The organism is Chryseobacterium sp. JM1 (genome assembly GCF_000737715.1).
Taxonomy (GTDB): Bacteria; Bacteroidota; Bacteroidia; order Flavobacteriales; family Weeksellaceae; genus Chryseobacterium.
In genome coordinates this window covers 130,003-147,080 of sequence record NZ_JPRN01000009.1, presented here as the reverse complement: position 1 = coordinate 147,080, position 17,078 = coordinate 130,003, and the positions used below count along the sequence as shown (strand labels likewise).

The window sequence follows — 17,078 nt, the reverse complement described above, 5'->3', positions numbered from 1 at the left end:
TATACGATAACTATGAAAAAAACAGATGTTGCTGTTATTGGCTTATCCTGTGTCTTTCCTGGGGCACAGGATGCCCATACTTTTTGGCAGAATATTGTTAATAAGGTAGATTCCACCCAATCGGCTCCGGCTGATAGGATTGATCCTGTACACTTTAGTGATACTACCAGTCCTGTCGACAGATTTTACTGTCAGCGCGGTGGATTTATTTCAGATTATGAATTTGATCCGACAGCTTTTGGAATTCTGCCGTTAGCAGTAGAAGGCACCGAGCCGGATCATTTATTAACCCTTGATCTGGTACAGAAAGCCCTGGAAGATGCCGGCGTATTTCAAAAGGGAATATCTCTTGAGAAAACCGGAATCATTATCGGTAAAGGAAACTATACCGGTCCCGGCGCGACGCGTGCCATTGAAATCGTGCGCACCGGGGAACAGATTTCTTCGCTGCTGCAGGAATTACTGCCTCAGGTATCTTCAGCAGATATTGAAAAGGTGAAGCATGCTTTCCAGGAGCGAAAAGGCCGTTTCGCTGCAGATACAGCCATGGGATTAATTCCCAATCTGGTTGCCTCTTTAGTAGCGAATCGTTTCAATCTGGGAGGCGCTGCCTTTACAGTAGATGCGGCCTGTGCCAGTGCTTTGATTGCAGTAGATCACGCCATTCAGGAACTCAACCGTGGCCGTTGTGATATGGTCATCGCGGGAGGTGTACATACCGGACAGAACGCTGCTTTCTGGAGTATTTTTGCCCAGTTGGGAGCTTTGTCTCATCAACAGCAGATCAAGCCGTTCAGTAGGGATGCAGACGGATTATTAATTGGTGAAGGCTGTGGTTTCGTCGTGTTAAAACGATTGGAAGACGCAGTCCGCGATCAGGATAAAATCTACGCTGTGATCAAAGGTGTTGGAGTAAGCAGCGATGGGAATGGAACCAGCGTGATGAGCCCGTCCGTTAAAGGTCAGCTTAAAGCTTTACAACAGGCCTGGATCAATGCAGGTCTGGACGAAAAGCAGATCGGTTATCTGGAAGCCCATGGGACAGGAACACCGCTTGGAGACAAAACAGAACTCCAGACCTTGGCTCAGTTTTTCACTAAAGAAGAAACAACTCAGGCTGCAGGAATCGGATCTGTTAAATCCAATATTGGACATGCCATGCCGGCTGCAGGAATCGCAGGTTTAATCAAGACCTGTCTGGCGCTTCATCATGATACGTTACCACCTACATTATATTGTGAAAATCCAATCGCAGATATGGAGCAGACCCGTTTTGCTCCGGTACAGGACCCGAAAAGCTGGTCAAAAACGGGCTTGCCGAAAGTAGCAGCAGTCAATGCCTTCGGATTTGGAGGGATCAATGCGCACGTTGTTTTGGAAGGCTATGATATGCCGAAAAAAGACCGCGTTTTAGTATTGGCAAGAACCACAAACGAAGAATTGCTTTCAGCTTTAAAAAACAACGAAAACAGAGTAGGAGAAGGGGATTACAGGATTGCTTTATTCGACCCGACCCCTGAAAGAATAGAAAAAGCGACTAAAATTGTAGCTAAAAATAATCCATGGCGCAATAAACAGGATATCTGGTACACCAACACGCCTTTACTGAAAGATGGAGGTAAAATCGCCTTTGTATTTCCGGGGCTGGATGGCCTTGCGAAAGGGGAAGTGGACAGTGTGAGCCGTTATTTTGGATTAACCGAGCCTATCGAAACAGAAGGGGAAGGTTTATTAAGCGATGCATTGGGAATTTTCAACAAATGCAGCATCCTTGATAACGCCCTGAAAAAACTGGGAATTGTTCCGGATATGAATGCGGGACACAGCCTGGGAGAATGGCTGGCAGGATATTCCTCAGAACTGGCAGAAGTGAATTCTGTTAAAGCCTTGATTGATGTTCTGAATCCGGAAACCTTTGAATTAAAAGATTCCAGATTCATTGCGATCGGAGCGGGGATTGATGCAGTCAAGCCTTTTATCGATACCATTCCCAATCTTTATATTTCCAATGACAACTGTCCCAATCAGGTGATCCTTTGTGGCAGTAATGCTGCTCTGGATGAACTGGTTCCATTATTAAAATCAAAACAGATCTTTCATCAGATCCTGCCTTTCCAGTCCGGTTTTCACTCACCGTTTATCGCTGATAAACTGGATGTGATCTTAGCAGGAATGGAAAAAGCGCAGTTTCAACAGACGAAAATCCCGTTGTGGTCTGCAACGACTTTAGAGCCGTATCCTGCCGATCAGGATGCGATCAGAAAACTAAGTGCTGAGCATTTGGTGCAGCCGGTCCGTTTCCGTGAACTGACGGATAAACTGTATGAAGAAGGCGCAAAATTCTTTATTCAGATGGGTACCGGAGGATTGATCGGGTTTATTGATGATACTTTGAAAGGAAAAGCATTCAGTACGATTGCTTCCAGTGTTGCTACAAGATCTGCACTGGCTCAGCTGCAACGTGTGGTAGCCGCATTATTTGTGGAAGGTAAAACCGCAGCATTGGACTTTTTAGAAGTACAAAGCCAATCTAAAAAGTCATCAGGAAAAGGAATCAAGTTACAGCTGGGTTCACCGATCATCCGTGATTTTAAAGAAATTCAAAATCTGGCTCAGTCTTTTGAGGTGCCAAAACAAAATACGGTTTCAGCGACGGTCGCTAAAACAGGTCATCCTCTTGTTCAGGCGTTCCAGGAAAATATCACCGATATGATCCGGATGCAGGAAGAAGTACTGACCCTGTTTCAAAACCGTCCGGAAATTACAGTTCCAAGACCTGTGGTTTCTAAAGCACCTGTCAGCAAAAATTTCTCGAAACTTCTGTATGTTACTTTAGATACGCATCCTTACCTCATCGATCACAGTTTATTGAGACAGCCGAAAGGATGGACCAATGTCTCTGATATGGAACCGGTGATCCCGATGACCATGATTTTTGAGCAGTTAGCAGAAATAGCACAGGCCGAAATACCGGGAACCCGCGTTCATAAAATCATGAATGTAAGTGTGTTTCAATGGATGAATGTGGCCAAACCTTTTGAAAAAACAGTCAAAGGAGAATGGCGTTCCAATAACCATGCTTACCTTGATATTGAGAACTTTGCGAATGCAGAAGTCTTACTCGCTTCATCTGCACCTGCTGTTCCTGCCTTTAACCTGGCAATCGGGGATCTTCTGCCTATTGAAAGAACACCTGAAGAGATCTATGACAAACATATGTTCCATGGAGAATTGTACCAGGGAATTACAGAGATTTCGGCAGTAGGAACGAAGGGGATTGTAGGGAAAATCAAAGGAAACGGTGGAAAAGGTTCTTTGCTTGATAATGCCGGACAGTTATTCGGATTGTGGCTACAGCTTACCCTGACAAAAGACCGTATTGCTTTCCCTGTGAAAATCAGAGATATTGAATTCTTTGGAGATATGGAAGATCAGGAAGGCCTTTTTGAATGTACCTGTATCCTTACCGAGCTCAATGAAGAATTTGCCATCGCCGATATCATCCTGAAAAGAGACGGAAAAGTATGGTGCGCGATTACAGGCTGGCAAAACCGCCGACTGGAAATCGATGAACCGCTGTGGAATGTTTCCATGTCGCCTTTGCACAACCGTCTTTCGGAGGAAATAGCTCCTGAAGTATTTTTCTTTCATCAGGCGTATACCAGAGTTGCTTCGTGGGATTTTATCCTCAAAAGATATTTCAACCAGACGGAAAAGCAATATCATCAGCAGTTGTTTCCCAACAAGAGGAAAGAATGGATGGTAAGCCGTGTAGCTGTGAAAGATGCTGTACGAAATCTTCTCCGTGAAAAGAAAAATCACCCTTGTTTCCCCATCACTTTTGAAATCGGAAAGGATGAAGTCGGAAAACCTTATCTGATAGGCGATGTCACAGAAGATATCCACATTTCTTTAGCCCATAAAGAAAAAGATGCGGTAGGTATTGCACGACAGAGCGGCCCTGTGGGAATCGACATGGAGATTATGGAAGAACGCAGCTCCGGATTTTATGACCTGGTATTTACCGATCACGAATTAACCTTATTAAAAGACAGAGATCAGGCGGAATGGACCACCAGATTCTGGGTAGCCAAAGAAGCGTACGGAAAGTTTCTGGGAACCGGACTGAAAGGAAACCCAAAAGCCTTTGAAATCACCCATATTGAGGGAGATCACTTATGGATCAACCAAACTGAAATAAAAACTATTAAACATAAAAAATATATTATCGGATGGACACTATAAACAACACATTAAAATTGAATCACGAAGAATTGTTCACTCTTTTAAAAGGTTTTATTACGGAAGTGATAGGCGCTGAATTTGTAGAGGAAATGGATATCACTCCGGACAGTTCATTCACTAAAGACCTGGAAATGGACAGCATAGAAATCGTTTCTTTTTCCGAGAAGATCAAAGCGCATTTCGGGGATCAGATTGACTTCACGGGGTGGCTGTCTTCTATGGACTTAGACGAACTGATCAACCTTGACCTCCGTATGATCATCAATTATATCTACGAATGCCAATAATCAATATAAACCATAAACAGGTTCATATTCAGGAACTCAACAAAGGGGCTGAACAGACGGTGGTGCTTATCCACGGGATGTTCAGCAACCTCTCCATTTATTATTTTAATATTGCCCCGATTCTGGCCAAGCATTTCCACGTGGTGATGTATGATCTGAAAAGCCACGGCATGAGCGAGCGTTTTACAGACGGCTACGATCTGGAAAGTATGTCATCTGATGTATTGGCTCTGATGGATGTTTTAAATCTTAAGAAAGCACATCTGGCCGGATACAGTTTCGGAGGATTGATTGCTTTGAAAACAGCATTGAAAGCACCGGACCGTGTCAGTCAGCTGGTCGTTATAGAAGCCCCGGATCCTCAGGACGAAAAGGCCCGTAACATCATCGATGAATACAGCAAAGAATTCCTCGAGCATTATGTGGCCAATTTTACAGACACCACCAAAGTGCAGATGGGCAAAAGGCAGATGGAGAAAAACCACCGGATGTATGAATTCCTGTTTGAAAAGACCAGCATCAAAGCAGATATGATCAGGGAAAAACATTTTCTGGGAGAAGCGAATTTCTCAGAACTGGATACGCCCACACTTTTGCTTTACGGATCCGAATCGAACTGTAAACCTACAGGAGAATGGCTGAAAACGCAGATCATTTCATCTGAACTGGAACTGATTCCGGGAGATCATAATGTCCCGATACAGGAACCTGTTGAGATCGCAGAATCGATGGTTCATTTTTTATCTCAATCATTATCTAACGCATTAACACAAAATCATGGCTAAATTTGTATTTGTTGTTCCACCATTGACAGGCCATGTCAATCCAACCTTAAGCATCGGCGCAGAATTACTGCAAAGAGGACATGAAGTGGCCTGGATCAGTCTTGACAAAAATTTAAGTGCAAAACTTCCTGTCGGGGGAGAACTTTTGCTTATTCAATATGACCAGACCGACGAGGAGAAAAGAGAAAGTGAAAGCTATCTCGATATTATCTCTAAAAAAGTAGTATACGGTATCGACAGTATTAAGTTTCTTTACGATGACGTATTGATTCCTTTAAACAGACATTGCTACAATGGAACCGTTACCCTGCTGAAACAGTATCAACCTGATTTGGTGATTGGAGATCATCAGTTATTTGCTGCCGCTATTGCTGCTAAAAAACTGAATCTTCCCTACAGTACATCCGTTACCGCTCCGGCTGCCATTAAAATGATGGACGAGCTGCCTAAAGTACACGAATGGGAAGTCAATAAAATCATTGAATTGCAGAAAGAACTGGGCGTAACGGAAAACCGTTCATTGGCTTCTTCCGATCTGTTGACCCTTGTTTTAACTTCAAAATATTTCTTTGGCGAAATGGATCTTCCGGAAAATTATCAGTTCACGGGACCTGTTCTTATGGAACGCCGTATCTCCTGTGAATTTGATTGGGACAGATTGAAAAGCAGCACCCACAAAAAGATCCTGGTAAGCATCGGAACGACTTTCGATCATGATCATAAAAAAGCGTTCTTCCAAAAAGTGGTAGATGCCTTTAAAGATGAAGATCTGACCGTTGTACTGGTCTCTGATCCGCAGCTTTTTGACAGCTGGCCGGAGAACTTTATGGTCTACAATCAGGTTCCTCAACTGGATCTGCTGCCTTATCTGGATGGAGTCGTTTGCCACGGCGGTCACAATACCGTTTCTGAAGCCCTTTCCAATGGTCTTCCGCTGGTTGTGATCCCGATTGCGTATGATCAGTCTCATGTAGCAGGACGCGTCGTGCGTACCGGAGCAGGAGAGCGTCTTAATTTTAACAGATTTAAATCCCATCACTTAAACGAAGCCGTGAAAAACATATTAAATAATTCAGAATACAAAGAAGCTGCTGAAACGGTTCGTGAATCTTTCACCGAAGCCGGAGGTACAGCTACTGCAGCCAATTTGCTTGAAAAAGCAATAATCCCTGCTGAGGAAACCATAAAGCCAGGGTCTAAATTTTTATTTGTGATCCCACCGTTTTTTGGCCATATCAGTCCGACCTTAAGTGTAGGAGCTAGTCTGATCGCCCGTGGACACGAGGTGAAGTGGTTTGGAATTACTCCATTGGATAGCAAACATATTCCGGAAGGAGGAAGTTATTTTTATCCTGAAGAAGATCTTATTCCGTTTCAGGAAGATATCAAACGTATTTTGAAGAGACAGGATGACGGGCCGGCGTGTTCAGGACCAGAAGTGATGAAGCTCGCATTGGAAGAAACGTATGTTCCGTTTGCCAAGATGATGATGCCTGGATTGGAGCGTCTGATGGAAAGCTGGAAACCGGATGTTCTGGTGAATGATTGCATCACTTTCGGGGGAGCTCTTTTTGCCCACAAACACAACATTCCGTGTGTAACAACTACCCCTGTTCCTCCCGATGTAATGGGCGATACCGCAAATAATGCCCCAAAAATATTCGAATGGCAGCAAAACCTGATCAAGGATCTTCAAAAAGAAGTGGGGATCAATGATGAGGGTATTTTTATCCATTCCAATAAATTGAATCTGGTCTTCACGTCACAGACGTTTGCGGATTTTGAAACCGTCCCGTCTCATATGAGATTTGTAGGTCCGGTAAAAGGACGTCCAAATCCGGCTCCATTTGACTGGGAGAAACTGGAAGCATCTACGACCCCAAAAATATTTGTATCACTCGGGACTTTGTTGGTAGACATCCGGAAAGCCTTTTTTGAAAAAGTGATTGCCGCTTTTGCAGATCAGCCTGTAACGGTCATCGCGGCAACTCCGCCGGACATATTTGATGAATGGCCTTCTAATTTCATCGTGAATGGTTTTGTGCCGCAATCTGCATTGATGCCTCATATGGATGCCGTGATCTGCCACGGAGGTTTTAATACCGTTAATGATACATTCACCAACGGATTACCGATGTTGATTACCCCTATCGCCTACGACCATTTTCATATTGCTAAATTAATTGAAAAGGCCGGCTGCGGAATCAGCATCCGATACAAGAGATTGCGTGTTGAGGCTCTTCGTGAAACTGTTTTTGAATTGCTGGAAAATCCTGCCTACAGAAACGCTGCGAAAGAGGTTCAGGCCAATTTGCTGAATGCCGGCGGCAATGACCGTGCGGTAGAGCTTCTGGAAGATTTTGTACAGCAACATCGTTCAACATTAGTTACGGTATAAGCCTATGCGACGAAAATTGTTATTTGGTGAGCGCATGCTGCTGGGTGACGGAACAGAGCCCTTCAATGCGGTGATTCCGTTCCGGTTGCGCGGAACCTTTAAAGAGGAAAATATTCAACATGCGCTGAATCAGATTCAGCGCAAGCATCCGTGGCTGAGGGCACTCATCAGCCATGATGAAAACAATATTCCATGGTTTGAAGTTCAGGAAAGGCGTCTGCCCATCCCGATACGGATGGTTGTCCGAAAAGGAGAGGACGATTGGAAAGAAGAATCCGCAAGAGAATGGAAAACCTTGTTTAATTACGGAGAATTGCCATTGATCAGGTTTGTATGGATCAAAGGGGAAGAGGTTTCAGATATGCTTTTTTCTTTTCATCACTGTTTGTGTGACGGTGGTTCTGCGATGGCTTTCCTATATGAATTTTTGCAGCTGCTGGATCGTCCTACTGCAGAAATTGGGGTGGAAAATCCCATACTCGGAATTCATGATGTAGTTCCCTCTGAGATTTTAGCGAACCGCAAACAAAAACTGAAAGCGAAAGTGATCGGAAGATTGGCAGCAACAGCTATCAAATGCATTCCTGTCAACAAAAAGGCCATCGACCGGCAAAATGATTATCTGATCCACTGGAAATTTGACAAAGAAATGAGCCAGGAACTGATTGCTTACTGTAAATCACAGGAAGTTACGGTTAACACGTTCCTGAGTGCAGCCGTGCTTCAGGCATTTAAAAAAGTGAGAGGGGCAGCGGCTTTCAATAAGGTGTCGTGTCCGGTAGATATCAGACGTTTTGCAAAGCAGATCAAAGAGGATCATATTTTTGCTTTCGGGCTGATGATCGTGGTTTCAGCGAATCAAAAAATAAGTTTTTCGGAAAATTTAAGGCTGATGCAGGAATCTGTAGAACGAAAAACCTCCAAACTGAATCCTTACATTACCATGATGGTGATGGAATCCGCGCATGATGCTTTGAAAAATTTCACGAAGCTATTGAAGCATGGCAAGTCTTCCAACGATTGTATGTTTTCCAATCTGGGACGTATTCAGATTCCTCATCAATACAAAGAATTTACACTGGATACGATTTTCAGTCCTTCGGTGATCGGACCTTTGGGTAATACCACAACGATGGTGACATCAACATTCAACGGGGAAATGGATTTTTCATTTGTAGGAAGTGAAGGATATTTACCGTATGCTGAAGCCCTGGCGATTCGTGATGGGGTGATTCAGACGGTAAAATTACAATTAGACCATATAGCAGTATTATGATCAGGCGAAATTTAATGATGGTGGAACGGATCATGTATGTGGATCCCGAAACCCCTGTCAATTGTGTATTTACGGCAAAAATCAAAGGAAATATCCCTGAGGAAAACTTTAAGGCTGCTTTAGAAAAAATCCAGCAGAAACATCCTTTGCTAAGAACCAGGATCGATAACAGCAGTGAAAAGTATCCGTTTTTTATAGAAGTAAAGGACATAGAACCTATTCCGCTGCGTATTGTTGAGCGAAAAACTGATGAGGACTGGTTGAAGGAATCCGAAAAAGAGTGGTTCCGGCTGTTTAAAGATGATAAAAAGCCACTGGCCCAATTGGTATGGATCAAAGGAAATGAAGTATCTGAAATTCTTTGGGTACTGCCTCACTGTATCTGCGACGGAACGTCACTGGTCACCATGATGAAGGAACTTTTGGGACTCCTGGATGATCCTTCTTTTGAAATGAATCCTTATGATGTATTCAATTCAGTTAATGATTTTCTGCCTGTAGATTTTAATACGAAAAAGCAGAAACGCAAGGCCCGTTTTTTCCTGATGATGGGCAGACTTTTTTTTCTCATGCAGCGTAAAAGTAAGATAAGAAATCTTGGCAGCAATTACGTTGTTCATTGGAAACTGAACTCAGCTACAACAGCACAAATCACTGAAAAGTCCAAAGCTCACGGTGTTTCTGTACACGCTTTGCTTTGTTCTTCGTTTATGCAGGCTTTTCAGGATGTCCAGGGAAAGCAGGCAAAAGGCAAGGTGATCAGTCCTGTGGATGTGCGTCATTTTATTCCGGAGATCAGGCAGGATCAGGTTTTTGCTTTTGCACCAACCGTTGAATTGTCATTAAAAAAAGGAAATACAGATTTACTGAGTAATGCCAGACAGATCAAAAAAGATCTTGTAGAAAAAATAGAAAAAATGGAAGCCCGAGAGCTTCTTTGGATGGGGGAGCAGATGCATCCGGTCGTTGAACGTATGGTTTCCATGATGAAATCGAGTAAAGGAGGGCATGATGTAACGCTTTCCAATATGGGAAAAATCAATATCCCAAGCGATTATAAAAATTTTAAAGTGGAAACGATCATCAGCCCGACGGTTGCCTTTCCATGGCTGAATTCGAATACTCTGGTCACAACAACGTATAACCAGCAAATGGATTTTACGTTGATGTCCAACGAGCATTTTCTGCCCAAAGAAGAAGCCGTTAAAATTAAAGATAAAGCCATTGAACTTCTGACCTCGTCGCTATGAAATTTAAACTGAAGCCGCCACCCCCTAAAAAACTCAAAAAAACCACGTTAAAACGCTTTTTAATCAAGCGTACAATTTACTATGTTCTTCCGAATGTATTCTTCAATTTCATTATCGCTTACGCCAGTTTTCAGGAATTAGGATACACCCATTTCTTTTCCGGAACCCAAAATCTGGCCCGATTGACGCTACCCATGGCGATATTTTTACCGGTAGTTCTGACCATCGATATCATCAACAGAGTCATTATTGCTGCCGAGCAGGGCGCCATTGAATTTACCGTAGATGAGCAGCTCAATAAAAAGAAACTGATGACCAAGCTGAGTATTCTGCACGGACTCACCACCGGATTACTGGTGCTGTCTGTCTTGCTTTTTGCGCAATATGGTCTTTCAAAATATTATAAGCTGGATGCTACGGCAATGGCGGTACTTGTGGGCGTGCTGGCGGGAATTCTTTCTGTCATTTTTGTGTATCTTCCGGTGAGGAGATTGAGGAGGTGGATGTACAGGAAGGTGGAAATAGTGATGTAACTCAGCTCTATTATTTCCCTATTTTAAGCTTATTAATTTAAATCTTCAGTTTCTCACTATACTGAAGATTATATTTTATGCAAAAGGAACCCCGTTAATTATTTAGCTGCTTGCATTGGTGGGGGTGGAAGCTGTTTTTGAGGTAGGGAATCCTAAAAGACTCCAGATAGCAAAATAAAAATTATAAGTAAATTAGCTTAATTAAACTAAAATCATGAAAAGTACAGAAAGTATACTGTTAAATGAATTCGAAGAATATTATTTAAATGAAAATGACCGGATAACTCCTTTAGTATACCTTCCTTATACAAACAGAATTAATATTTTCATAGGAGCCAATAATAGTGGGAAGAGTAAATTTATGAGAAAATTAATGTCTGCTAAAAATTTTAAAATTTTAAATGAGGGTGTCTTAAATACTTATAATTTAGTAATTACAAAATATAATGGAGGGCGTAGTAAGCTTAGAGTAAGTGAGTTAACAAAAAGGAATGACTTAGAAAATCAAATTCGTATTCTTAATAATTCAGGGGTGGATTTTGATTTAGCTAGACACGGAAAATTAATTACCGTCAGAGAAAATATAAAACCATGTTATATACCTGTTTTAAGAACAGCTCATTCTTTGTTTCAGCAATTTGAAGCTAGGAATTTTAAAAAAATTGAGGATGATATTTTACAACACACTCTAAGGAAAAATTATAATCTTTCCTCAGATATAGATGTGTTTACAGGAGTTCATTTGTACAATGAGATTCTGGATGCAAGAAATTCAAAAAAAGAAACCCGAAGCCGATTTGAAACTTTTGAAAAATTTATTAGTCAATATTTTTTTGATGGAAAGGCAATTGAAATTATTGCCGAATTTAATAAAGGAGCGAATAGAAAAGGCGACAATACAAATGAAATTATCAGCATCCATATTGAGGGCGAAAAGCACTCAAGGGATTTATATCATTTAGGTGATGGTATTCAAGCCTTAATTCTTTTGATGTATAAAATTTTTATGGCAGATGAAAATACCTATATTTTTATTGATGAGCCGGAAATAAACTTACATCCTGGGATGCAAAGACTATTTTTAGAACAAATTACTTCCAATTCTTATCTGACAGATAAAAATCTCACCTATTTTATCTCTACTCATTCCAACCATTTTCTGGATTTAACTTTAGAAGAAGATAATATTTCTATCTACTCATTTTATGCTAATGTAGATAGAGATGGAGATAAAATGTTAATTATTAAAAATGCTAATACAGGCGATAATAGTATTTTAAAAAATATTGGAGTCAACAATTCTTCCGTATTTATGGCAAATTGTAGTGTATGGGTTGAGGGAATTTCGGACAGGCTTTATATAAGAGCCTTTTTGAAAGCCTATTGTGATTTCATAAATGAAAGTTTTCCTAAGGAGGACATTGATTTTGCTTTTTTTGAATATGCCGGAAGTAATTTAGATCATTATTTTTTTGATAATGACATTGAAGAAGGAGAAGAAGATGAAATAATAGCTGACATCAAAGCTATGTCCTTATCTAATAGAATTTTTTTATTAGCTGATAGTGATAATGTGGAAGAAGACAGCGCGAAAGGGCGGAGATTAGCTAAGATAGAATCCGTAAGGTCCGAAAATTTTATTCCTAAAATCATTAGAGCTTATAGAGAAGTAGAGAATCTATTACCAAATGAAGTTTGGGATGAGATACTCATTGAATTATGTAATAAAAAACTTGTTGCTGGTAATAAAGATGATATAGAGGAGAAAATAAAAGAAGCACTACAAGAAATAAACAGTGACAATTATAAGGATAAATATATTGGAGAATTCCTAAATGATATGCGTGAGAAAATGGGTGTGATTTCGGAGAAGCATATTTTAAATAAATCTGAATATAAAACTAAAGAAGATGGTACTTGGGGAACTTTAGTAAATAAAAGAGCGTTAAGTGAAGCATTTGCTAAAAAAGAATTTTCCTGGGATATTTTAAAGAAAAGTCAGATGATTGAAGAATTAACTGTTGAGATTTATAGTTTTATTAAGCGAAAAAAAGCGATTTGAAAAAGTGAGGTCCGCAGATAAGAAAATAGTTTTGCAGAATATTTTAAAACATCAATACATGATGAAGCATTATTATTTAAAATTTGCATTAATAATAGGTTGTCTACTACTTTGGGACTGCAATAAAACAACAACGGCCAAAAATTTTTATGATTATGAATTTAATAATGCAATTGCCGGAGATAGACGTTTTAATATTGGACATCGTTTTACGATAAACAAAGAACACAAAAACAAACTTAATAAACATAATCAATGGGTTCTTGGAATACCTTACATCATTTTGACGACAAAAAGTTCTATTCGACAATTGTTCCTGACCTTCAAAGCGAAGGGCATTTGCTGAGGAATTATTTCAATTCAGAATTTGGGAAATATATAGTCTATAATAATGACCAAAATGAAGGACGGATTACAGATATTATTAAATTTAGCCAATTTTTAGATGATGAATTTAAGATACATGAAACCTTACTCAGCATTCAAACAAGAAAAAAAAGTGTAAATGAAGAGTACAATCATTTTATTAAAAAATTATATAAAGACGAAGATGACTTTTATAAAGAAAATGGACAGATCATCGAAGATATTAACCTCATTTTGACTTTAATCATTTTCTCTGAATGCGCATCGTTTAATCCTCATTTGATTTTGGGACGAATTTTATTTACAGGATGTGTGAGTGCAAAACCAGGATCTGTTGCTGAAGACATTGTTTCTAACTTTACAAATAATGAATCAGGTAGTATATTTTATTCTTCTCACTCAAATTGTAATGGAATTATAAATTGGGTAACAAGTGAAGATTTACAGCTTTTATGGCTTGATAAAGAAAATCTACATTCTGCAGGGAAAGACGCAGATAAATATTTTTCCGATTTCTATAAATTCATTGAAATTGCGATTGAAAATGATTTAGGCGTAATTTCCGGGACGAATATGAATGAGGAAGTTTTGAAATTGATACAACCGCCTTTGTCAGTTGAAATAGACGTAAAAGAACTTGGATTGGAAAATGTAATAAATTATGAATGAAAGTGATTGTAATCAAAAAGGATCGTGAGGATAAAGTGTAAATCTCACAAAACGATTGAATAGTCTTAAAGCCGAAAAATATTAACAAAACTGCATATATTTTATAACCAACTAAGAACTGATGCCAGAGAAATTTCCTACCATAAACAGTACACTTTCACCCAATGAACTCGGTCAACTTATTCAACGAAAATATGGACTAACCGATAAAACGGAATGCAGCATATTCCGACTTGCCATGAATCATTTATATAAGGTTCATGATGACGAAAACAAATACGTTTTCAGAGTGTATACCCATAATTGGCGGACTCAATTGGAAATTGAAGAAGAGCTGAGACTTTTAATTCTTCTAAAAGAAGCAGGCCGGCAAGTTGCTTTTCCGATAGCTGATCAGTCGAACCAATTCATTCAGGAAATTGAAGCTCCGGAAGGGACAAGACTTGGCGTTTTGTTTTCGTATGCTAAAGGCATAAAGACCGCGAAATTTTCACCCCAAACAAGCTTTTTAATTGGACAGGCATTAGCAAAAGTTCATCAATCCACAGAAAATGTCGAACTGATGAGAATGTCTTACAATGCTCACAACCTGCTTAAGAACCCTGTTTTAAGAACAAAAGAATTTTACAGTAAAAATAGTGGCGAAATTGAATTTTTAGAAATCCTTTCTGCTTTTTTAACGCTAAAAATGGAAAATATTGACAAACAGAAAATGAGGTATGGAGCTGTTCATCTTGACGTTTGGTTTGACAATTTGCACATTGACGAAGAAAAAGAAATAACATTTTTCGACTTTGATTTTTGTGGTAACGGGTATTTATGCTTTGACATTTCTTATTTTCTGTTTCAGTTATTGACAACCCATCTGAACGAAGATGAATATCGGGAAAAGGCAGACAGTTTCATAAAAGGTTATGAGACTGTAACTACAATCAGTAACGAAGAAAAAAAGTTTTTACCCTACGCATGTTTAGCCATTATGACCTATTACATAAGTGTTCAGTGCGACAGATTTGAATACTGGACAAATATTTTCCTGAATGAAGATCATTTAAAAAGAATGGTTGGCAATTTAAAACGATGGATGGCTTATCACAAAATTGAGATGGATAACAAATATTTTTAAAATCTTATCTTCGCATCTTATAAACTTGATGATATGAAAAAAATAATAATCCTTGCCTCAGTTGCCCTCATCCTCAACTCATGCGTTGTTTCCACCGCTGCCAAAGTGGTAAAAGGTGCCGTTAACGTAAGCTATAAAGCTGTAAAAGGAACCGTCAACGGGATCAGCTGGGCCGTAAGCAAAGCCAAAGGAAAAATAGATGAAGACCGTGTCGATGGGACCTGGAAAGTAGTAGGGGCCTACAAAGGTTCTTTTGAAGACTTTACGAATGATCAGAATCCGGAAAGTTCTTTTACTTCAGACTGTGCGGAAGGTTTCGATCAGATTATTTTCAAAGCCAAAAAGTCTAAATTTAAACAGGTACACTGCAGTGCTGAAAAAGAAGACTGGGTAAAATATTCAATGGAATTCGGGAAAAATCCTGTCACCAAAGAAAAGGAAAACTATATCGAATACAATTCCAATAATTATATTTCAGTGATTGATGTCAACAACAAAACCATGGTGCTGGAAGGAAATCTGATGCCTAAACTTGCATTTTCCGGGGCTAAATTATATCTGTTGGAAAAAGTGAAATAGGAAAACTGAATATCAGCTTTCTTTAATTCATGGTAAAAAGGAAACCTTCACCCTAAACTTAAACGTAAATCATAATACTTTAACAAACATTGTCACCTATCCTCGATAAATTTTTGTTCTTTTGCAAAATAGTTTTAATTTTTAAATAATTGCATGTCGAAGTTCGATGAAATCAGGCCTTTCTATGATAGTGAAGTAAATGAAGCATTACGGGGAATAGCCCGTGATCCGATGATGAAAGCGCTGATGGGTTTCACCTTTCCTGATGTTGATAAACAGGTTTGGCGTGAGCAGTTTAAAAATATTCATTCTACAAGTGATTTTCAGCACAACTTTATTGCCTACACCATTCGTCAGATCTTGGCGAAGAGCTCAGAGGGCTTAACGACTTCCGGATTTGAACAGCTGGATAAAAATACACCTTATCTTTTCGTTTCCAATCACCGGGATATTGTTTTGGATACTTCGCTGCTGAATCTGGTATTGCTGGAGAAGGAGTTTATCATGACATCTTCCGCAATCGGGGATAATCTTGTTCAAAAGACATTTTTACACGTACTGGCCAAACTGAACCGTAACTTTTTAGTTCAGAGAGGTCTGCCGATCCGTGAGCAGCTGAAGAGTTCTCAGATCATGTCCGAGTATATTGAGCAGCTTTTACACGTTGAAAAACGTTCCGTATGGATCGCCCAACGTGAAGGCCGTACCAAAGATGGAAATGATGCTACTCAGCAGGGTGTCCTGAAAATGCTGGCGATGGCAGCCGGAGATCTTTCCCTGACCGATTATTTTAAAACACTGAAAATCGTTCCCATATCCATCTCTTATGAATACGATCCTACCGATTCCTTAAAAATGCCTCAGCTTCTGGCTAAACACAGAGATGAAGAGTATGTTAAAGGGAAAGATGAAGATTTTATGACCATGCTGAGTGGCGTATTGGGCCAAAAGAAAAGAATTCATCTGCATGCCGGGACTGTACTGGATAAAGAACTGGATGATATTGCAGTGAATTTTGAAAACAAAAACAAACAGCTGCAGGCGATTGCCCAGATTATTGACGATTCCATCATACAGAACTATAAGCTTTGGCCGACTAAGTTTATTGCTTATGACCTGCTTCACCAGACTGATACTTATGCCTCAGAATATACAGAACAGGAAAAACAATTGTTTGTCCGCAGACTTGATATGCGCATCGATCCTTCTGATGCCGTTTCAAAAGAATTTTTCTTAGCGATGTATGCCAATCCTCTGATCAATAAGATGAAGTATGAGGAAAATTCTTCTATCGATTAGACTTTACCGGATTATTAATTCAAAAACTTTTACATCTTTGTGGGATAAGAAAATCTCCCGCAGATTTCCCGGATTACACAGATTTTATTCTTTATGAACAGAAAGATCTCTGATTTTTTCAAAACTTACGTGAACTTTTGCGCATTAAACTTTCAACTTAAAAAATGACTGAAGTGTAAAAAACTTTTGCATCTTTTGTGGGG

12 protein-coding genes are annotated in these 17,078 nt (G+C 39.7%); all 12 read left to right on the top strand.

The window, feature by feature from the left end; translation table 11 throughout:
- Positions 1-12: 12 nt before the first annotated feature.
- The 12 genes from IW22_RS15700 to IW22_RS15640 all read left to right on the top strand — a co-directional run bounded on the left by IW22_RS15700 (position 13) and on the right by IW22_RS15640 (position 16,875).
- Positions 13-4,245, top strand: a complete 4,233-nt coding sequence (locus IW22_RS15700) for a type I polyketide synthase (RefSeq protein ID WP_034728173.1) — start codon at positions 13-15, stop codon at positions 4,243-4,245.
- A complete protein-coding gene (locus IW22_RS15695; RefSeq protein WP_034728171.1) occupies positions 4,233-4,532 on the top strand; it encodes an acyl carrier protein in 300 nt (99 codons plus the stop codon). Before IW22_RS15700 ends, IW22_RS15695 begins: the two co-directional genes overlap by 13 nt.
- Complete coding sequence (locus IW22_RS15690; protein ID WP_034728168.1) at positions 4,523-5,317, top strand: alpha/beta fold hydrolase; 795 nt, start codon at positions 4,523-4,525, stop codon at positions 5,315-5,317. Before IW22_RS15695 ends, IW22_RS15690 begins: the two co-directional genes overlap by 10 nt.
- Positions 5,310-7,715 carry a glycosyltransferase gene (locus IW22_RS15685; protein ID WP_034728166.1) on the top strand — a complete coding sequence of 802 codons (2,406 nt, stop codon included), beginning with the start codon at positions 5,310-5,312 and terminating at the stop codon, positions 7,713-7,715. Before IW22_RS15690 ends, IW22_RS15685 begins: the two co-directional genes overlap by 8 nt.
- 4 nt (positions 7,716-7,719) lie before the next feature.
- On the top strand, positions 7,720-8,991 hold the full coding sequence (locus tag IW22_RS15680) for a condensation domain-containing protein (RefSeq protein WP_034728163.1): 1,272 nt from the start codon (positions 7,720-7,722) through the stop codon (positions 8,989-8,991).
- Positions 8,988-10,241 carry a condensation domain-containing protein gene (locus IW22_RS15675; protein WP_034728160.1) on the top strand — a complete coding sequence of 418 codons (1,254 nt, stop codon included), beginning with the start codon at positions 8,988-8,990 and terminating at the stop codon, positions 10,239-10,241. The genes IW22_RS15680 and IW22_RS15675 overlap by 4 nt, the downstream gene beginning before the upstream one ends.
- Positions 10,238-10,774, top strand: a complete 537-nt coding sequence (locus tag IW22_RS15670; protein ID WP_034728158.1) for a hypothetical protein — start codon at positions 10,238-10,240, stop codon at positions 10,772-10,774. Before IW22_RS15675 ends, IW22_RS15670 begins: the two co-directional genes overlap by 4 nt.
- A gap of 214 nt (positions 10,775-10,988) precedes the next feature.
- The gene (locus tag IW22_RS15665; protein ID WP_034728157.1) at positions 10,989-12,836 is read left to right on the top strand and encodes an AAA family ATPase; all 1,848 of its coding nucleotides are present in this window, start codon (positions 10,989-10,991) and stop codon (positions 12,834-12,836) included.
- A gap of 255 nt (positions 12,837-13,091) precedes the next feature.
- Positions 13,092-13,871, top strand: a complete 780-nt coding sequence (locus tag IW22_RS15655) for a hypothetical protein (RefSeq protein ID WP_131401745.1) — start codon at positions 13,092-13,094, stop codon at positions 13,869-13,871.
- Between the two features lie 121 nt (positions 13,872-13,992).
- Positions 13,993-14,997, top strand: a complete 1,005-nt coding sequence (locus tag IW22_RS15650) for a phosphotransferase (protein ID WP_034728151.1) — start codon at positions 13,993-13,995, stop codon at positions 14,995-14,997.
- Positions 14,998-15,030: 33 nt separating this feature from the next.
- On the top strand, positions 15,031-15,576 hold the full coding sequence (locus tag IW22_RS15645; protein ID WP_034728149.1) for a hypothetical protein: 546 nt from the start codon (positions 15,031-15,033) through the stop codon (positions 15,574-15,576).
- Positions 15,577-15,729: 153 nt separating this feature from the next.
- Entirely contained in the window at positions 15,730-16,875 is a 1,146-nt protein-coding gene (locus IW22_RS15640; RefSeq protein ID WP_034728147.1) for a 1-acyl-sn-glycerol-3-phosphate acyltransferase, read from the top strand.
- The last annotated feature ends 203 nt before the right edge of the window (positions 16,876-17,078 follow it).